This window comes from Variovorax sp. PBL-E5 (assembly GCF_901827185.1).
Classification (GTDB): Bacteria; Pseudomonadota; Gammaproteobacteria; order Burkholderiales; family Burkholderiaceae_C; genus Variovorax.
In genome coordinates this window covers 1321827-1340573 of the sequence record NZ_LR594671.1, presented here as the reverse complement: position 1 = coordinate 1340573, position 18747 = coordinate 1321827, and the positions used below count along the sequence as shown (strand labels likewise).

The window sequence follows — 18747 nt, the reverse complement described above, 5'->3', positions numbered from 1 at the left end:
GTCAGCGTTTGCGCCGATCAGGCACATCGCCGATTGCCCGCGGCGCCGTCGCCTGCTCAATGAACGGCCGCGGCGCCCAGCGACGCGGTGCTGCGCTGCATGAAGGCCGTCAAGGCGCCGAGTTCCGGGATATGGATGTCACGCCTGCCCTTCTCGCAAAACCGGATCGCGTCGACGCGAGCGAGGCGCGACAGAGAGCGACTCACGGTCTCCAGGGTCATGCCCAGATAGTTGCCGATTTCGGCGCGGGTCATGCGCAGCGTGATCTGATCGGTGCGCAAGCCGCGCTGGGCCAGCGCATCGGCCCAATAGCGCAGAAAGCCGGCAACGCGCGCATCGGCGGGCAAGGTGCACAGCGACTGCATCGAGTCGCGGTCCCGCGCAAGCTCACGGCTCATCGTCTCGTGGAATGCGGTCAGCAGTGCCGGCGTGCGGGCGCCGGCCTCGAGCAGCGCGTCGTAGCGGATGCTCCAGACTTCGCCGGTGTCCATGGCCACCGCGTCGCAACCGTACCGGCCATTGGCAATACCGTCCAGGCCCAGCCAGTCGCCGCGGAAATGAAGACCCACGACCTGTTCGCGGCCGTCGTCCGAGAGATTGACCATCTTGAAGAAGCCTGTGCTGACGACATACAGGCACTGGAACGGCTGACCCACCTGGTAGACCGAGTCGCCTGCGTGGACGATCCGCTTCTGAATGGACATCGTGTCCTGGAGCAATTGCAGCATCGCGGCAATGCGATTCTGTGCGGGTTGGCCTGTCTTCGCCGCGGGGGTCGCTTGTTCCATCGTTCGCTCCTGATTTGATGGATTGAAGCTTAGGCAGCACGTGCAACAGGACCGCCAATGCAGTGCGCGTTCGCGTAACGGTGCGTGAATGGCTTGTGTCTTTTGCGTGAGTGCTGTGGTCCATGCGCTGGCGTTGATGTTGATCAAGAATTGGCTGAACGCCAGGCGTAGCCTTCTCCGCGTGCCCCCAATTGCCCTGCATCCCGTCAACGCTCGCAGCACCTGGCCGTCTCCTGGCGCTTCGAGCGCCGAAGTGCGCCGGATCGTCGACATGGCGCAGCGGCTGAAGGCGGCGTCGCGCGCAGGTGGGACGCTCCGCCCCTTGTCGGGCAAGAACCTGGCGCTGCTGCGAACCGAGGCGCCAACAACCGAAACCTCCGAACTGCACCGCGCGGGGGCAGAACTCGGCGCTCGCATTTCCCACGTGCGGCTTGGCGATCCCCTCGAATCCGGCGACCCGAAGCTCAGGGACATCTGCCAGATGCTTGGCCGGCTCTACGACGCCGTCGATTGCGGGCCGATCTCAAGCGCCGTCGCCCTGGAGATCGAGCGCCACGCCGGCATTCCGGTCTACCATGGCCTCGAAAGCGACGAACACCCGTTTCGGATTCTGGCGGACCTGTTGTGCATCAGCGAGCGTTGTCCGCGCGGCGTTGCCGGCAACGCCATCTCGTTCCTCGGCAATCCGCGCACGCCGCGCGGCGAGGATTTCGTCAGGGCTGCCAGGCTGCTGGGTTTCGACCTGCGTTTCGTCGAGTTCGCGCGGTATGCAGCCAACGACGAGGCATTCACGATCGATGCCAGCGATGCAGAGCACTGGGCATTCGAAGCGCCGTCCGGGCCGATCGAAGAGGCGGAGCGTTGCGAGAACCGCCACTTCGTGCTGCAGGCGATGCTGCTCGACGCGATGACCAATCGCTAGCTCCCCTTGCGGCGCGTCATGCGTCACAGCGCTAACGGCAATAGATGTCCAGCTGTTGGGTGATGTCCATCCGCAATGCTTGCGCCGCGATGATGGACAGAACCAGACCGGCAAGCCGGTTCGCCCAGTCGACGCGCAGACGGCCGACATGCCAGCGCAAGCGCTGCCAAAGCCACGGCGCCGCAATCAGCGAGATGGCGCCGCCCAGCGCAAACAGGGCCATGGTGACAGCTCCTTGCCATGCCGTATCGGCGAGGCTGGCGACCAGCAATGCGGAGTACAGCAGGCCGCAGGGCATCAAGACCCACAGTGCGCCTGTCGCGAGCACACCCGCGGTCGAAGCGGTCAACGGCTGCAGGCGGCCACCCACTGTCCGGCCGATGCGATGGGCCCAGAGTGGTTGCCGCCCGTGCAGCATGAGCAGCGCGCCCCATGCCAGCACGCAGGCATGAAACATGATCCACAGCGGCCGCAAGGCGGCCACCTGCGCGCTTGCAAACGCCAGTCCCTGGGTCGCCGTCGCCACCGCCGCACCGGCAACGGCATAGCTCGCGATCCGGCCCAGGTGAAAGGCAGCGGTTCGCACCGCGCCGCGCCGCGCCGGCGCGGCGTCGGCCACGGCGGCCGGAGCGCCCGCACGCACCAGGCGAATCACGCCGGCACATCCCGCACCGCACATCGCCACGCAATGCGGACCGCCCACCAGTCCCATCAGCAGCGCAGCGCTGGCCAGAGAGGTCTGCATGCTCAGACGATGCGCGAGAACCGGCCCCGGTTCCGATCCGCCTGGAGGTAGCGGTCGAACACCATCGCGACGGCACGCACGAAGTACCAGCCCGTCGACGTGACCTCGATGTCGTGATCGGTCAGATTGACAAGCCCCTGCGCCACCAGCGGCCCGAGCGCCGCGAACTCCGGCGCGAAGTAGTCGCGGAAGTCGAACAGGTGGGCCATGCTCATCGCCTCGAAGTCCACCCGGCCCTGGCACATCAGGGCCATGATGACCGAGCGTCGGATCAGGTCGTCGCGCGTCAGCGCCAGTCCGCGCACGACGGGGAGCCGGCCCTGGTTCAGATGGTCGTAGTACTCGGCCAACGTCCTGGCGTTCTGGCTGTAGGTGGCGCCGATGCGCCCGATGGCCGACATGCCGAGGGCGACGAGGTCGCAGTCGGGCTGCGTGCTGTAGCCCTGGAAGTTGCGATGCAGCCGGCCCTGGCGCTTGGCCACGGCCAGAGTGTCGTCGGGCAGCGCGAAATGGTCCATGCCGATGTAGACATAGCCTGCCGCCGTCAGTGCATCGATCGCGCGCGACAGCATCTGCATCCTGACCGCAGGCGCGGGCAGGTCGTTCACGTCGATGCGACGCTGCGGCTTGAAGCGGTCCGGCAGGTGCGCATAGGCGTACAGCGCGACGCGGTCGGGGCGCAGTTCCTGGATCCGTTCCAGCGTGCGATCGAACGAGACGGCTGTCTGCAGGGGCAGGCCAAGGATGAGATCGACGTTGATCGATGCGAAGCGCAATGCGCGCGCAGCAGCCATCAACTCGAAGACCTGAGCCGCGGGCTGCATCCGGTGAACCGCTTGCTGCACGTCCGGATCGAAGTCCTGCACACCGAAACTCAAGCGGTTGAAGCCCAGTTCCGCCAGGTGCGCCAGGCGTTCGGCATCCACGGTGCGGGGGTCGATCTCGATCGACTGTTCGCGGTCCGGCATGAACGTGAATGCGTTGCGCAACACGTCCATGAGCCTGTCGAGCTCGGCATCGCACAGGAAGGTGGGCGTGCCGCCGCCCAGGTGCAACTGGCTGACGAGGGCCCCGCGACCGAGCTGAGCGGCCTGCAGCTGCGCCTCGCGTGTCAAGCCGTCCAGGTACTGGCGCGCGCGATCGTGATGCCGCGTGACGATCTTGTTGCACGCACAGTAGTAGCAGAGAGACTCGCAAAAGGGGATGTGCACGTACAGGGAGAGCGACAGCGCGTGCGCGCCGGCGCTGCGCCGCTGTCGCAGGGCCTGCGCGTAGTCCGCGGCACCGAAGGCATCCACGAAGCGATCTGCCGTGGGATAGGAGGTATAGCGCGGACCCGCGATGTCGAAGCGCTGCAGGACAGCAGGAGAAACCAGCGGCCGGACCGCTGCGGCGCGAAATATGGCGGGGTTCGAGGACATCGCGAAGCGACCTGACGATTGGAATGTGCCAATGTGCCGCCGTTCCGCCTTGCGGGCCTTGACGCACGTCAATCCTCCGTTCGTTTGCGCGACCCAGAATCGCGCAAACGAACGGACCTCATCATGACCACCACCGACAACATCAGGGTTGCCTGTTCGAACTGCAACCTGCGGACGCTCTGCATGCCGGTGGGCCTGGAGCCCGCCGAACTGCAGCGCATCGACGACATCGTTGCCAAGCGTCGCAAGGTGCGGCGCCGCGAGGCATTGTTTCGCGCCGGCGAGAAGTTCACGTCGCTCTATGCGATCCGCACGGGCGTGTTCAAGACCCGCATCACGACCGAGGACGGGCGGGATCAGGTCACCGGCTTCCAGATGGCCGGCGAGATCATCGGCCTGGACGGCATCGTGAACGACCGGCACACCTGCGACGCCGTGGCGCTGGAGGACGCCGAAGTCTGCGTCATGCCCTTCGAGCGGATCGAGGCGCTTTCGCGCGAAGTGAGCGCGCTGCAGCGCCACGTGCACCAGATCATGAGCCGCGAGATCGTGCGCGAGCACGGCGTGATGCTGCTGCTGGGAAGCATGCGTGCGGAAGAACGGCTCGCCGCCTTCCTGCTGAATCTGGTGCGGCGGCTGCACGCGCGCGGATTCTCGGAGTCGGAGCTGGTGCTTCGCATGACGCGCGAGGAGATCGGCAGCTACCTCGGCCTGAAGCTCGAGACCGTGAGCCGCACCCTGTCGAAGTTCATGGACGACGGCATCCTGCAGGTTCGCCAGCGCCATCTGCGCATCGTCGATGCCGATGCGCTCCAGCGAGTCTTCAATCGCGCTGGCGATTGAAATCGGCCGGCGGCTGCGCGAGCCAGATCGTCAGCGCGCTCGATCCGATGCCGAGCAGCCAGAAGAGGAAGAATCCGCCCGCATAGAGCGTCTGCCGCGTGAAGTCGGCACTGCCGCTGCGCCAGTAGAGTTCGCCCGGGTCCCACAGTGCGAACACCACGACCTCGCAGACGCAGGCCATCAGGAAGGCCGGCCACAACACACACATCCAGCGTTGCGGGCTCATCGCTTCAAGGCCTCCGCGCCGGCAGGACGCCTGCCGGCGTCACGGCATGGTTGCGCCCCGTCTCGGCGGGAACCATCGTCCTCGCAGCCAGCGCGCGATTGATGTCGACGCCCTTCTGGTAGTAGTCCTCGTCGACCACCGAGTCTGTCGTATGCACCGCCAGCCAAGCCGATGCGAGGCTGGCCACCACGACTGCGGCCGGCAGACCTATCACAAGCCATACCAGCGGATATTTCCACCAGCCTTGGGGGCGAATGGGTGGCTTCTCGATCGATGACATGCTGTCCTCCGGAGCTTAACGTGGAACCAGAAATACGGCTTTTTCGGACACATGCGCGCTGCCATCGGCCGTTCGCACATCGAAATAGACCGTGTGCGAGCCGACCGGCGCCCGGTCCGCGGGGATCTGCAACCGCACCGCCACCCAGCGCGATTGCGCCGCGTCGACCTTGACCCTGTCGTCCGAGGCCACCGCGAGCCCCTGCAGCCCGCCCTCGGCCGCGATCCGGTAGACCTGCGGCCTCTCGGTCGCGTTCATGATCTGCAGCCGATAGACGTTCTCGAGGCGGCCGCCTTCGACGAGGCGCGCGAGCGAGCCCCGGTCGCGCACGACATCGACCTTCAGGGGCATGCGCACCACCAGGCTCGCAAGAAGACCGATGGCCAGGGCCAGCAGCACGAAGCCATAGACCAGTACCCGGGGACGGAGAACGCGGCGCAGTACCTGGGCCGCCGTCCAACCCTTCTTCATGCCGTTCTCGGTGGCGTAGCGGATGAGTCCGTGCGGCTGCGCCATGCGATCCATCACCGTGTTGCACGCGTCCACGCACAGCCCGCAGCCGATGCACTCGTACTGCAGGCCCTGGCGGATGTCGATCCCGACCGGGCAGACCTGCACGCACAGCCCGCAATCGATGCAGTCGCCCAGGCCCAGCGCCCGTGCATCCTGTCCCTTGGCGTGCACGCCGCGCGGCTCGCCACGAGCTGCGTCATAGCTCACGATCAGGGTGTCGGCGTCGAACATCGCGCTCTGGAATCGCGCATAGGGGCACATGTACTTGCACACCTGCTCGCGCATGAAGCCGGCGTTGCCGTAGGTCGCAAGACCGTAGAAGAACACCCAGAACACCTCCCACGATCCCATGCGTGTCTGCAGGAACGCGAGACCCAGCTCGCGGATCGGCGTGAAGTAGCCCACGAAGGTGAAGCCGGTCCACATCGCAATGCCCAGCCAGACCACATGCTTGAACCATTTCTTGACCAGCTTCTCCGCAGAGAAGGCCTCGCCGTCCAGGCGCATGCGCGCGATCCGGTTGCCCTCGATCTTCTGCTCCACCCACATGAAGATCTCGGTGTAGACCGTCTGCGGACAGGCAAAACCGCACCAGAGCCGCCCCGCCACCGCAGTGAACAGGAACAGCGAAAGCGCGCTCAGCACCAGCAGCCCCGACAGATAGATCAGGTCCTGCGGATAGAGGACCAGACCGAAGATGTAGAAGCGGCGTGCCGCGAGATCGAACAACAGGATCTGCCGGCCGCCCCATTGCAGCCACGGCATCAGATAGAAGAACAGCTGCGTCGCGAAAACCATCGCCCAGCGCCAGCGCGTGAACCGCCCCTGCACGTTGCGCGGGTAGATCTTCCTGGACGACTCGTAAAGGCGGCCGCTGCCGGCATCTGCTGCCACCGGCGCGATGGGAATCACCTTGGGGGAAGCGGCTGGCCGTGTCATGCGGGGCATTCGCAGGCGAGCCGATCAGTTGCCAGGAAGCGCAGGCTTCGGCGCAGGCGTGTTCGACAGGCCCCACACATACGATGCAACCACCTTGATCTGCGCCTCGGTGAGCCGTCCCTCCTGCGCCGGCATGACGTTGTGCTTGCCGTTGTTGATCATCTCGACGATCGCTTCCTGTCCAAAGCCGTGCAGCCAGATGTTGTCGTTCAGGCGCGGGGCGCCGATGTCCTGGCTGCCCACGCCGCCCATACCGTGGCAGGCCGCGCAAACAGTGAAATGCGATTTGCCCAGGCCGGCTCGAACCGAATCGGTCGAGTTGCCGGAAAGGCTCAGCACGTACTGGGCAAGATTCTTGACATCCTCGGGCGAGCCGACGGCCGCGGCCATCGGCGGCATGTTGCCCGTCCGACCATGGGTGATGGTCTCGATGATCTTGTCGGGCGTCCCGCCGTACAGCCAGTCCTTGTCCGTCAGGTTCGGGAAGCCCTTGCTGCCGCGCGCATCCGAGCCGTGACACTGTGCGCAGTTGTTCATGAACAGACGCTCGCCGATGGCCATGCCTTTCGGGTCCCCGGCGATCTGCTCCACCGGCATGGCCGTGAAGGCTGCATAGATCGGTGCCAGCGCCTTGTCTGCGTCGGCGACCTCGCTCTGGTACTGTCCGGCCGCGCTCCAGCCGAGTCTGCCGCCGAAGCTGCCCAGGCCGGGAAAGAAGGCCAGGTAGGCCAATCCGAAGACGATGGTGATCACGAACAATCCGACCCACCACATCGGCAGCGGATTGTTGGCCTCGCGCAGGTCCTCGTCCCATACGTGGCCGGTCGTGTTGTCGTCGTTCGCCACCACCTTCTTGCGCGCGGTGAGCCACAACAGCAGGGCGCACGCCAGGATGCTGAGGACGGCCGCACCGGCCACGTAGTTGGCCCAGAAGACGTTGATGAAGTCGTTCATCGAAGCGCTCCGCCTAGTCTTGCTCGAACGGAAGCCGTGCCGCTTCCTCGAAGCGCCGCGTATTGCGGCGCGAGAAGGTCCAGACCAGGATGCCGATGAACACGACGAAGCAGGCCACTGTGGCCGCGACGCGCAGGGTGGTGATATCCATGAGCTTGTTCCTTACTTGAGCGACAGGCCCAGCGATTGAAGGTAGGCGACCACCGCCTCCAGCTCGGTCTTGCCCGCGACATCCTTCGAGGCCGAAGCGATCTCCTGGTCCGTGTAGGGGACGCCGACGCGCCGCAATGCGCGCATGTGCGCCGGCATGACCTCGGCGTCGACCTTGGACTTCTCGAGCCACGCGTAGGCCGGCATGTTCGATTCGGGCACCAGGTCGCGCGGATTGATCAGGTGGATCCGATGCCACTCGTCGCTGTACTTGCCGCCGACGCGCTGCAGGTCGGGGCCGGTGCGCTTGCTGCCCCACTGGAACGGGTGGTCGTAGGCGAACTCGCCGGCCACCGAGTAGTGGCCATAGCGCAGGGTCTCCGAACGGAAGGGCCGGATCATCTGCGAATGGCAGTTGTAGCAACCCTCGCGCTGGTAGATGTCCCGGCCGGCGAGTTGCAGCGCGGTGTAGGGCTTCAGTCCGGCGATCGGCTCGGTGGTCGATTTCTGGAAGAACAGCGGAACGATCTCCACGGCGCCGCCGATGGCGACCACCAGCAGGATGAGCACGATCATCAGGAAATTGTTCGTCTCCACTTTCTCGTGGGTGAAGCCGGTCCCGGGTGCGGAATTCGATGACATGAACGATCCTCAGGCGCGAGCCAGTGGCAACGGGGGAATGGTGGCGCGCGCCGATGCACCGCTGATGGCCGTCATCCAGACGTTCCACGCCATGACGAGCATGCCGCCGAGGTACATCAGTCCGCCGATCAGGCGCACCACGTAGAACGGATAGGTGGCCTTGACGCTTTCGACGAAGGTGTAGGTCAGCGTGCCGTCGGGATTGATCGAGCGCCACATCAGGCCCTGCATCACGCCGGCGATCCACATGGCGGCGATGTAGAGCACGACGCCGATCGTCGCGGTCCAGAAGTGAACTTCGATCGCCTTGACGCTGTACATCGAGGTGCGCCCATACATCCGCGGGATCAGGTAATAGAGCGATCCCATCGAGATGAAGCCGACCCAGCCAAGCGCGCCGGCATGCACGTGCGCGATGCCCCAGTCGGTGTAGTGGCTCAAGGCGTTGACCGTCTTGATCGACATCATCGGCCCCTCGAAGGTGGCCATGCCGTAGAAGGACAGCGCGACGATCAGGAAGCGCAGGATCGGGTCGGTGCGCAACTTGTACCAGGCGCCCGACAGCGTCATCACGCCATTGATCATTCCGCCCCAGCTGGGCGCCAGCAGGATCAGCGAGAACACCATGCCGAGGGACTGGGTCCAGTCGGGCAGCGCCGTGTAGTGCAGATGGTGCGGGCCGGCCCACATGTAGGTGAAGATCAGCGCCCAGAAGTGAACGATCGACAGGCGGTACGAATAGACCGGCCGCTCGGCCTGCTTCGGGATGTAGTAGTACATCATCCCGAGGAAGCCCGCGGTCAGGAAGAAGCCGACCGCGTTGTGGCCGTACCACCACTGCACCATCGCGTCCTGCACGCCGGCGTAGACCGAGTAGCTCTTCATCCAGCCCGCCGGCATCGAGGCGCCGTTGACGATGTGCAGCAGCGCCACCGCGATGATGAAGGCGCCGTAGAACCAGTTGGCCACGTAGATGTGGCGCACGCGCCGCCGGGCGATGGTGCCGAAGAACACGATCGCATAGGCGACCCAGATGACGGCGATCGCGATCGTGAGCGGCCATTCGAGTTCGGCGTATTCCTTGCTGCGCGTGAATCCCATCGGCAGGGTGATGGCGGCCGCGACGATCACCGCCTGCCAGCCCCAGAAGACGAAGGACGCCAGCTTCGGTGCGAACAGGCGAACCTGGCAGGTGCGCTGCACGACGTGGAAGCTGGTCGCCATCAATGCGCAGCCGCCGAAGGCGAAGATCACGGCATTGGTATGCAGCGGGCGCAGCCGGCCGTAGCTGAGCCAGGGGATGCCCGAGATCAGGTCGGGCCAGGCGAGCTGCGACGCGATGACCACGCCGACCAGCATGCCGACCACGCCCCAGACGACGGCCATGAGCGCGAACTGCCGGATCACCGTGTCGCTGTAAGTCTGTGAGGAAGAAGGGTTGGATTGCATGATCGATCCTGGGACGGCGTCAGTGTCTTTCCACGTCGCAGGCGCGAACTTGACGCAGATCAATCGCCGTGAAGAATGCGCTCGCCTTCCTGTTCGACGTCCTCGAACTGGCCACGGTCGACGGCCCACCAGAGCGCTGCGACGATGACCAGGACCAGCCCCACCGAGAAGGGAACGAGAAGAAAGAGGATGTCCATGTCAGCGGTCTCCAGCCGGTGCCTTGGCCAGCCGTGCGGCATTGGCCACGACCACCAGCGAACTCGCCGCCATCCCCAGGCCGGCCAGCCATGCCGGCAGCCAGCCCGCCACCGCCAGGGGCACGCACAGCGCGTTGTAGCCTGCGGCCCACCAGAGGTTCTGCTTCACGATGCGCAAGGTACGGCGCGCCTGCGCGACGGCCTTCGGGATGGCGGCCAGCGAGTCGCCCAGGACGATGAAATCGGCCTTTGCCTGCGCCAGCGGCACGCCCCGCCCCATCGCGAACGATGCGTGAGCCTGCGCGAGTACCGGACCATCGTTGAGGCCGTCGCCGACCATGGCGACGTGCCGACCCGTCGACTGCAAGTCTTTCAGCAGGCGCAGCTTGTCTTCCGGAGTGCAGCCGCCCTGGGCGATCGCGATGCCTGCGCGGGCGCCGATGCCCTTCGCAGCGGCGTCCCGATCGCCGGACAGCAGGCGCACCCTCAGGCCCTGTGCTTCGATCGCCGCGACCGTGGCCGCGGCGTCCTCGCGCAAGTCCTCCGCGAGCATGAAACTCGCCAGCCACCCCTGGTCGTCGCAGAGGTGAACCTGGGTCATTCCGGTCTGCAGCGGCGCAACGCCGCAAAAGGCCGGCGAGCCCATCCGCACGCGGCGCGTCGCGTCGTCTGCGCCTGCGTCCCAGCGCAGCCGGCCCTCAAGGCCAGAGCCCGCGTATTCGGTCAGCTGAACCACATCCCACGGAGGGGGCAAGCGGAACTGCGCGTTCCACGCATTCACCAGCGCGCGCGCCGCCGGGTGAAGGGATCGCGCGCCGAGCGCAGCCGCCATGCCGAGTGCGTCGCCGGGACGCACGCCCCGGCGGGTGTAGGCACGGTCGATGCGGGGTGTATCGCGCGTCAGGGTGCCGGTCTTGTCGAAGACCACGGTGTCCACCGAGGCCAGTGCTTCCAGTCCCTGCAGGTTGCGCACCAGCACGCCGTCGCGGGCCAAGGCGCCGGCGCTCGCCAGCATCGCCGCCGGCGTCGCGAGCGAGAGCGCGCACGGACAGGTCACGATGAGCACGGCCACCGCCACCATCACGGCCTTGCCCGGGTCGGAATGCCACCAGATGGCCGCCGCCGCCACGGCCGACGCCACCACCATGACGAGAAAGGGCTTGGCCACACGATCGGCCAGCCGTGCCAGGCGCGGCTTTTGCAGCGCAGCGTTCTCCATCAGCGCGACGATGCCGGCGTATCGGGTGTCCGAGCCCAGCGATTCCACGCGCACCTGGACCGCCGCGCCCAGGTTGTGGCTGCCCGCCAACACGCGCGCCCCGCACGGACGCGGCACGGGTCGCGACTCGCCGGTGAGCAGCGCTTCGTCGACCGACGTGTCGCCCGCGAGCACGGTGCCGTCGGCCGGAAAGGCTTCGCCCGGCAACACGCGAAGCACGTCACCGGGCACGAGCCGCCGCAACGCGACGCGCACGAAGCGGCCATCGGAATCCAGGCGCTCGATGGTCTCCGGCAGGCGATGGATCAGCGCATCGAGCGCGCCCGCCGTGCGATCGCGCAGCCGGGTCTCCATCCAGCGCCCCGTGAGCAGGAAGAAGACGAACATCGTCAGCGAATCGAAATACACCTCGTGCCCGAGGACACCACCGGGATCGAAAGTGGCGGCGGTGCTGACCGCGAAGGTGATCGCGATGCCGAGCGCGACCGGCAGATCCATCCCGATGCGGCGCAGGCGCAGATCCCGCCAGGCGCTGCGGAAGAACGGCGCGCACGAGAACAGCAGCACCGGCAGCGTCAACATCCACGACGCCCAGCGCAACAGCTGCGCCACGTCCGGCGTCATGTCGCCGGGCCGCGCGATGTAGGCCGGGTAGGCGTACATCATCACCTGCATCATGCAGAAGCCGGCAACCAGCCAGCGCCAAAGGGCCTGGCGCGCGAGCTTGCGCCGGCGCGCGCAAGCGAGCAGGTCGCCGGCGGGCACCAGCCCGTAGCCAGCGGCGCCGACTGCATCGAACCATCGCGATGGCTTGACGACTGCCGCCGACCACACGATGCGCGCGCGCCGGCTGGCCGCGTTGACCTCGGCCGCCTGCACACCCGGCACGCGTGTCAGTGCGACCTCGATCGCCAACGCGCACGCGGCGCAGTGCATGCCTTCGACCAGCACCTGCGATTCCCACAACCCCGTCTGGTTCTCGCCTTGGAGGCAGCGTCCGAACACGGGCCATTCGGCGGGATCGTCCAGGAGCCATTGTTCCTTGCGCGATTCGGCCGGCGCGGAGAAAGCCGGTGGAACGAGGGGCAGCGTCGCTTGCATGGATCAAGGCTAGCGGCCATCGGAGCACGCAAGCTTGATCCTCGTCAAACCGCCCGGTGCACGCGGCTCTAAGCTGAGGCCTTCAACCTCCGGAGATTCCGCACCATGTTCAATCGCATCCTGGTCGCCACCGACGGCTCCCCTCTTTCAAAGAAAGCCGTCACGAGCGCCATCGCCCTGGCCGCGCAGCATGGCGCCGAGCTGGTCGCCTTCACCGTGGTGCCGAAGTACCCCCAGAGCTACCTGGACGGCGCCATGACCTTTGCGCCCGAGGACGTCGGCCGCATCGAGAAGCAATGGGCCGAGCGGGCGCAGGCCGCGCTCGCGGCCATCGGTGAGCGCGCCAGGGCTGGCGGTGTCAAGGTCAAGACCGCCATGGTCAGCTCCGACCGGGTGGCCGAGTCGATCATCGCCGCCGCCGGGAAGCACCGCAGCGATCTCATCGTGATGGCATCGCATGGCCGCAAGGGACTCAAGCGGCTGTTGCTGGGCAGCGAGACCCAGCACGTGCTCACGCATTCCGCCTTGCCCGTGCTGGTGTTGCGCTAGCAGTCACCCTTGCCGACCGCCTACATCACCCACGCGGACTGCGCCCGCCACGAGATGGGTGCCGACCATCCGGAGGCGCCCGAGCGCTTGGCGTCGATCCATGATCATCTGCTGATCAAGGGATTGCTGGACTACATGGTTGCGTACGACGCGCCGCTGGCGACGCAGGAACAGCTCGGCCGCGCCCATTCGCTTCGCTACGTGCACGAGCTGATCGCGGCGACGCCCATCGAAGGCCATGTTCAGGTGGATCCTGACACCTGCATGAATTCGCACACCCTCATGGCCGCCCTGCGCGCGGCCGGCGCCGCGGTGCTGGCCACCGACCTGGTGCTGGGCGGCAAGGCGGACGCCGCGTTCTGCTGCGTGCGCCCGCCCGGCCACCATGCGGAACGCGCCGCGGCGATGGGTTTCTGCTTCTTCAACAACGTCGCGGTCGGCATCCGCCATGCGCTCGACGTTCACGGTCTGCAGCGCGTGGCGCTGATCGACTTCGACGTCCACCACGGCAACGGCAGCGAGGATATCCTGCGCGACGACGAACGCGTGCTCATGTGCTCGACCTTCGAAATCGGTCTCTATCCGTTCTCGGGAGAAGATGGCGACGCGCCGAACATGGTCAACGTCGGTCTGCCCGCGCGATCGGGAAGCGACGCGTTCCGTGCCGCCGTCACGAGCCGATGGCTTCCCGCCCTCGAGGCCTTCGGCCCCGAGATCGTCTACATCTCGGCCGGCTTCGACGGCCACCGCGAGGACGACATGGGCAACCTCGGCCTGGTCGAGGCGGACTACACGTGGGTCACGCAGCGCATCATGGAGATTGCGCGGCGCCATTGCCGCGGGCGCGTCATCTCCTGCCTCGAGGGCGGCTACGCGCTGAGCGCCCTGGCACGCAGCACCGCCGCGCACGTAAAAGTGCTGATGGGTGCAGACTAAAGGCCCATGGACCGACACTATCTCGCCCGCCTTCTTTCGCCCGAGTCCATCGTCGTCTTTGCCGGCCGCGCTGACGATCCCGAAGGCCAGACAGCACAGGCCGCGGTGCTGCACGAGGCCTTGCGCGCCCAGCGCTTCAGCGGCACGTTGCAGTTCCTGGACATCCACACCAGCGGCACGCTGGAGGAGCTGTCGCAGGCGCGCGCCGACCTGGCCATCATCGCGCTGCCGCCGAAGGACATTGCTGCGGCGCTCGAAGTGGCCGGACGCATCGCCTGCCGATCGGTGCTGCTGATCTCCAGCAGGGTCGACGCCGAGCTGGCGGCCGACCTCAAGAAGATCGCCCGGCGCGAAAACATGCACCTGCTGGGCCCCAACTGCCTGGGCTTCCAGCGTCCGCATCTGCAGCTCAATGCCAGCGTGGCCGGGCCGCTGGCCAGGACCGGGTCTCTGGCGCTGGTGTCGCAATCGGGTGCATTGACCGCGTCCATGCTGGACTGGGCAAGCAAGAACGCCGTGGGCTTTTCCTCGGTCGTTTCGCTTGGACGCCACACCTCGGTGGACATCGGCCAGGTGCTGGACTTCCTGGCCCACGATGCCCAGACCCAAAGCATCATTGTCTATGTCGAGGGAATAGGCAGCGCGCGCCACTTCATGAGCGCGCTGCGTTCGGCCGCCAATGCCAAGCCGGTGGTGGTGCTCAAGGCCGGACGCAAGCCGGCCGGCAACGAGGCCGCGCAGACCCACAGCGGCGCCAGTGTCGGCAGCGACGAAGTGTTCGACGCCGCCCTGCGCCGCGCCGGTGCGGTGCGCGTTCGTTCGTTCGTCGAGCTGTTCTCGGCAGCCAAATGCCTGGCCTCGCGCTACCGGCCGGTCGGCCGCCGGCTGGCGATCATCACCAACGGCGGCGGACCGGGTGTGCTGGCGGCCGACTGGATCAATGAAATCGGCCTGCAGCTGGGCCGGCTCTCGACAGCCTCCGTGGCTGCGCTCGCGCCGCTGCTGCCGCCCTCCGCTTCGCTGCTCGATCTGATCGACCTGTCCGAAGAGGCCACGCCGGCGCACTACCAGGCGGCGATCGAAGCGGCGGGAAAGGACGCCCAAGTCGACGGCGTGCTCGCCATCTATTCGCCGAAAGCCCGCACCAACGCGTGCGCGGCCGCGCGCGCGCTGGTCGATGCCAAGCTCTCCCTCAGCAAGCCTCTGTTGTCCTGCTGGATGGGCGATGCCTCGGTGGGAGAAGCGCGCGGGATCCTTCACGAGGCGGCCGTCCCGAGCTTCCGCACGCCTGAGGCGGCGGTCGGCGCCTTCGGCAACATCGCGGCCTTCTATCTGAACCAGCAGCTGCTGCGGCAGATCCCGGCGCCGCTGTCCGCACTGACAACGCCCGACATCGAGGGTGCGCGGCTGGTGATCGAGAGCGTGCTCGCGGAACGCCGCACCGTGCTGACCGAGATGGAGTCCAAGACGCTGCTGTCGTCATTTCATATTCCGATCACCAAGACCCTGCTCGCCCGCAGCGCCAACGAAGCGGTGATGATCGCCGCGCAACTGGGCTTTCCGGTCGCGCTCAAGATCGATTCGCCCGACATCAGCCACAAATCCGACGTCGAGGGCGTGGCGCTCAACGTCATGAACGGTGCCGGCGCGCGCGACACCTACCGCGACCTGGTGGAACGGGTGACGCGCCTGCTCCCCGATGCACGCATCAACGGCGTGACGGTCCAGAAGATGGCGCGAGCCCGGCGCGGACGCGAGATTCATATCGGGCTCGTGACCGATGATCCTTTCGGGCCGGTCATCGTGTTCGGCGCCGGCGGCACCATGATCGAGCTCATCGGCGACCGCGCCATGGAACTGCCGCCGCTCAACCAATTCCTGGCACACCACCTGATCGGGCGTTCGCGTGTGGCCGAGACGCTCGGCGAGTGGCGGGGCGCCGGCTCGGTGGACATGGGTGCGCTGGAGCAGGTATTGCTGCGCGTCTCGGAAATGGTGTGCGAATTGCCCGAGCTGCGCGAGATGGACATCAATCCCGTGATCGTCGATGCATCGGGCGCGGTGGCGGTCGACGCGCGCATCGCGATCGACCCTGCGCCGCAGGCCACCATCGGCCGGGCGAGCAACTACCACCACCTGTCCATCCTGCCCTATCCGGCCCGCTACGAACGGACATGGCCGATGCGCGGAGGCGGCGCCTACACCGTGCGCGCCCTGCATCCGGACGACGCGCAAATGCTGCAGGATCTGGTGCAGCACCTTTCCCCGCAGAGCCGCTACTTCCGCTTCGTCTCGTGGTTCAGCGAATTGCCGCCGACCATGCTGTCGCGCTTCGCGCTGATCGACTATGACCTGGAAATGGCGCTGGTGGCGGTCTTCAAGGAGCGCAACGCGGCCGCCGACGGTACGATCGCCGAGACCGAGCGCATCGTCGGCGTGTCGCGCTACATCACCAACCCCGACCGGTCGAGCGCCGAGTTCTCGTTGCTCGTGGCCGACGACTTCAACGGCAAGGGCATCGGATCGCGCCTGATGGAAAGCATCATCGACGCGGCGCGCGAGAAAGGCCTGACCGAGCTCGACGGCCTGGTGCTCACGGGCAATGCCGGCATGCTCAGGCTCATGAAGAAGCTGGGCTTCTCGGTCAAGCGCTTTGCCGAAGACCCCGACTTCAGGCTGGTGACCCTGGCGTTGTGAACAGCGCCTCGGCGCCGGAGCGCCGAGGATCCCGAGGCTTGCGGGCGATCCTTCAATGCCCGCTGGCCGCGGAGGCGCCGATGCCGGTCTCCGATCGCACCTGCTGTGCCAGGAAGCCCTGCCTGTCGACCCTGGAGCGGGCGCTGCGGTCCAGCAGCGAGAACAGCCAGATGCCGGCAAAGCCGATGGTCATCGAGAACAGGCACGGGGATGCGTAAGGAAACAGCGCCGATCCGGCCGGGTGGCCCAGGGTCGCTTCCCACACCGAGGGAGAGACGACCGTCAGGCCCACGGAGGAGATCAGCCCGAGAAAACCGCCGATCACTGCGCCGCGCGTCGTGCACCCCTTCCACAGCACCGACATGAACAGCACCGGGAAGTTGGCCGAAGCCGCGATCGCGAATGCCAGCGACACCATGAAGGCGATGTTCTGTTTCTCGAACAGGATGCCGAGCATCACTGCCAGCGCGCCGAGCACGAGCGTGGTGATCTTGGAGACGCGCAACTCTGACGCGCCCTCGGCCTTGCCTTTCTTGAACACCGTGGCATACAGGTCGTGCGAGACGGCGGAGGCGCCCGACAGCGTGAGGCCGGCGACGACGGCCAGGATGGTCGCGAAGGCCACCGCCGAGATGAAGCCGAGAAACACGTTGCCGCCCACTGCGTTGGCGAGATGAATCGCCGCCATGTTGCCGCCCCCTTTCAGCACGCCACCCGCGTCGAGGAACTCCGGGTTGGTCAGCACGAAGGTGATGGCGCCGAAGCCGATGATGAAAGTCAGCAGGTAGAAGTAGCCGATCCAGCCGGTGGCCCACATCACCGACTTGCGCGCCTCCTTGGCGCTGGGCACGGTGAAGAAACGCATCAGGATGTGCGGCAGGCCGGCCGTGCCGAACATCAGGGCCATGCCGAACGAAATGGCCGAGATCGGGTCCTTGACGAAGTTGCCCGGCCCCATGATGGACTGGCCGATGGTCGCCGCGGCCTCGGCCGTCTTGCCGTCCTTGAGCGCAAGGTCGGTCTTGACCTTGACTGCACCGGCGAACATCGCCTCCGGGCTGAAGCCGAAGTGCCACAGCACCGACAGCGCCATGAAGGTCGCGCCGCCGAGCAACAGACCTGCCTTGATGATCTGCACCCAGGTGGTGGCGGTCATGCCGCCGAAGAGTACGTAGACCATCATCAGCGAACCGACGATCACGACCGCGATCCAGTAGTCGAGGCCGAACAGCAGCTTGATGAGCTGGCCCGCACCGACCATCTGCGCGATCAGGTAGAAGGCCACCACGACCAGCGTGCCCGAAGCCGCGAAGATGCGTACCGGCCCCTGCTTGAAGCGGAAGGCCGCGACGTCGGCGAAGGTGAACTTGCCCAGGTTGCGCAGTCGCTCGGCCATCAGGAAGGTGATCACCGGCCAGCCGACCAGGAAGCCGATCGAGTAGATCAGCCCGTCATAGCCGGCGGCCATCACGGCCGCCGAGATGCCAAGGAAGGATGCCGCCGACATGTAGTCGCCGGCGATCGCCAGGCCGTTCTGGAAGCCCGTGATGCCGCCACCCGCGGTATAGAAGTCTGCGGCCGACCGGGTTCTGGACGCGGCCCACTTGGTGATGAACAAGGTTCCGACGACGAACAGCCCGAACATGCCGATCGCCGTCCAGTTCGTCGGCTGCCGTTGGGCCTGGCCGAGATCGGCGCTGGCAGCGCTGGCCGCCGTGCAGACGGCAAGAAGTGCAGCGAACGCGAAGGCGTGACGCGTGGTGCAGAGCGTGGCTTTCATTTCTTCGCATCCTTCGCCACGGCGTCCGACAGCGCGTCGAAGACGGCATTGGCCCGATGCACGTAGTAGGCGGTGATCGCGACGGTGAACAGGATGACGCCGAACCCGATGGGCATGCCCATCGTCATCACGCCGTCGCCGAGCCTTTGCGCGAGAAAAGGCTTGTCGAACGCCACCAGCAGGACAAAGCCGTAGTACACGAGCAGCATGAGTACGGCGAGCGTCCAGCCCAGGCGCGTGCGCCTGGCTTTCAGTTTCTGATAGGCCGGATTGCCGACGATACGCCGGACCAGGTGTTCGTCCATGGAGTCTCCTTGCGGGTGGATGTTGCGGTCGATTGGACGCGCCCGGACTGCGCCAGACCTTGCGCTGGCGCAAGGTCTGGCGATGCGAACG

At 66.4% G+C, this 18747-nt stretch carries 19 protein-coding genes; 5 read left to right on the top strand and 14 right to left on the bottom strand.

Features of this window, described 5'->3' with window-relative positions; translation table 11 throughout:
* Positions 1 to 56 precede the first annotated feature (56 nt).
* Positions 57 to 935 carry a Crp/Fnr family transcriptional regulator gene (locus tag WDLP6_RS06540; protein WP_232076971.1) on the bottom strand — a complete coding sequence of 293 codons (879 nt, stop codon included), beginning with the start codon at positions 933 to 935 and terminating at the stop codon, positions 57 to 59.
* Here WDLP6_RS06540 and WDLP6_RS06535 point away from each other — a divergent pair.
* Positions 925 to 1710, top strand: coding sequence for a hypothetical protein (locus tag WDLP6_RS06535; protein WP_162591684.1), 786 nt, complete (start codon positions 925 to 927; stop codon positions 1708 to 1710). The two genes, WDLP6_RS06540 and WDLP6_RS06535, sit on opposite strands and share 11 nt — an antisense overlap.
* Positions 1711 to 1741: 31 nt before the next feature.
* Here WDLP6_RS06535 and WDLP6_RS06530 read toward each other — a convergent pair whose 3' ends face one another.
* Together WDLP6_RS06530 and hemN are read right to left on the bottom strand one after the other, a co-directional pair.
* A complete protein-coding gene (locus WDLP6_RS06530; RefSeq protein ID WP_162591683.1) occupies positions 1742 to 2455 on the bottom strand; it encodes a sulfite exporter TauE/SafE family protein in 714 nt (237 codons plus the stop codon).
* A 2-nt stretch (positions 2456 to 2457) separates the two neighbouring features.
* A complete protein-coding gene (gene hemN, locus WDLP6_RS06525) occupies positions 2458 to 3876 on the bottom strand; it encodes an oxygen-independent coproporphyrinogen III oxidase (protein WP_162591682.1) in 1419 nt (472 codons plus the stop codon).
* 123 nt (positions 3877 to 3999) lie between these two features.
* Between hemN and fnr the strand changes: the two genes are divergently transcribed.
* Complete coding sequence (fnr, locus tag WDLP6_RS06520; protein ID WP_162591681.1) at positions 4000 to 4719, top strand: fumarate/nitrate reduction transcriptional regulator Fnr; 720 nt, start codon at positions 4000 to 4002, stop codon at positions 4717 to 4719.
* Here fnr and WDLP6_RS06515 read toward each other — a convergent pair.
* From WDLP6_RS06515 to WDLP6_RS06475, 9 genes are read right to left on the bottom strand one after another with little or no spacing between them, the layout of a single operon-like run.
* Positions 4700 to 4945: a hypothetical protein gene (locus tag WDLP6_RS06515; protein ID WP_162591680.1), complete on the bottom strand. Its 246-nt coding sequence runs from the start codon at positions 4943 to 4945 to the stop codon at positions 4700 to 4702. The genes fnr and WDLP6_RS06515 overlap by 20 nt on opposite strands.
* Positions 4946 to 4949: 4 nt before the next feature.
* Positions 4950 to 5225 carry a FixH family protein gene (locus tag WDLP6_RS06510; RefSeq protein WP_162591679.1) on the bottom strand — a complete coding sequence of 92 codons (276 nt, stop codon included), beginning with the start codon at positions 5223 to 5225 and terminating at the stop codon, positions 4950 to 4952.
* A 15-nt stretch (positions 5226 to 5240) separates the two neighbouring features.
* Positions 5241 to 6677, bottom strand: a complete 1437-nt coding sequence (ccoG, locus tag WDLP6_RS06505; protein ID WP_162591678.1) for a cytochrome c oxidase accessory protein CcoG — start codon at positions 6675 to 6677, stop codon at positions 5241 to 5243.
* 24 nt (positions 6678 to 6701) lie between these two features.
* Positions 6702 to 7631, bottom strand: coding sequence for a cytochrome-c oxidase, cbb3-type subunit III (gene ccoP, locus WDLP6_RS06500; protein WP_162591677.1), 930 nt, complete (start codon positions 7629 to 7631; stop codon positions 6702 to 6704).
* A gap of 13 nt (positions 7632 to 7644) precedes the next feature.
* Positions 7645 to 7782 carry a cbb3-type cytochrome oxidase subunit 3 gene (locus tag WDLP6_RS06495; RefSeq protein WP_162567058.1) on the bottom strand — a complete coding sequence of 46 codons (138 nt, stop codon included), beginning with the start codon at positions 7780 to 7782 and terminating at the stop codon, positions 7645 to 7647.
* Between the two features lie 11 nt (positions 7783 to 7793).
* Entirely contained in the window at positions 7794 to 8423 is a 630-nt protein-coding gene (ccoO, locus tag WDLP6_RS06490) for a cytochrome-c oxidase, cbb3-type subunit II (protein ID WP_162567057.1), read from the bottom strand.
* Between the two features lie 9 nt (positions 8424 to 8432).
* The gene (ccoN, locus tag WDLP6_RS06485; protein ID WP_162591676.1) at positions 8433 to 9872 is read right to left on the bottom strand and encodes a cytochrome-c oxidase, cbb3-type subunit I; all 1440 of its coding nucleotides are present in this window, start codon (positions 9870 to 9872) and stop codon (positions 8433 to 8435) included.
* 59 nt (positions 9873 to 9931) lie between these two features.
* Complete coding sequence (gene ccoS, locus WDLP6_RS06480; protein WP_162591675.1) at positions 9932 to 10069, bottom strand: cbb3-type cytochrome oxidase assembly protein CcoS; 138 nt, start codon at positions 10067 to 10069, stop codon at positions 9932 to 9934.
* 1 nt (position 10070) lies between these two features.
* The gene (locus WDLP6_RS06475; protein ID WP_162591674.1) at positions 10071 to 12389 is read right to left on the bottom strand and encodes a heavy metal translocating P-type ATPase; all 2319 of its coding nucleotides are present in this window, start codon (positions 12387 to 12389) and stop codon (positions 10071 to 10073) included.
* Positions 12390 to 12494: 105 nt separating this feature from the next.
* On the opposite strand from WDLP6_RS06475, the gene WDLP6_RS06470 reads away from it, so the two are divergent.
* Genes WDLP6_RS06470 through WDLP6_RS06460 form a run of 3 tightly spaced genes read left to right on the top strand, consistent with a single transcriptional unit; the run spans position 12495 to position 16571 of the window.
* Positions 12495 to 12938 (top strand): universal stress protein, encoded by a 444-nt coding sequence (locus tag WDLP6_RS06470; protein WP_162591673.1) that lies wholly within the window; start codon positions 12495 to 12497, stop codon positions 12936 to 12938.
* 9 nt (positions 12939 to 12947) lie between these two features.
* Complete coding sequence (locus tag WDLP6_RS06465; protein ID WP_162591672.1) at positions 12948 to 13874, top strand: histone deacetylase family protein; 927 nt, start codon at positions 12948 to 12950, stop codon at positions 13872 to 13874.
* A 6-nt stretch (positions 13875 to 13880) separates the two neighbouring features.
* Complete coding sequence (locus tag WDLP6_RS06460) at positions 13881 to 16571, top strand: bifunctional acetate--CoA ligase family protein/GNAT family N-acetyltransferase (protein ID WP_162591671.1); 2691 nt, start codon at positions 13881 to 13883, stop codon at positions 16569 to 16571.
* Positions 16572 to 16623: 52 nt separating this feature from the next.
* On the opposite strand, the gene WDLP6_RS06455 is transcribed toward WDLP6_RS06460, so the two are convergent.
* Both WDLP6_RS06455 and WDLP6_RS06450 read right to left on the bottom strand, forming a co-directional pair.
* Positions 16624 to 18351 (bottom strand): cation acetate symporter, encoded by a 1728-nt coding sequence (locus WDLP6_RS06455; RefSeq protein WP_162591670.1) that lies wholly within the window; start codon positions 18349 to 18351, stop codon positions 16624 to 16626.
* Positions 18348 to 18656: a DUF485 domain-containing protein gene (locus WDLP6_RS06450; protein WP_162591669.1), complete on the bottom strand. Its 309-nt coding sequence runs from the start codon at positions 18654 to 18656 to the stop codon at positions 18348 to 18350. Before WDLP6_RS06450 ends, WDLP6_RS06455 begins: the two co-directional genes overlap by 4 nt.
* Positions 18657 to 18747 lie beyond the last annotated feature (91 nt).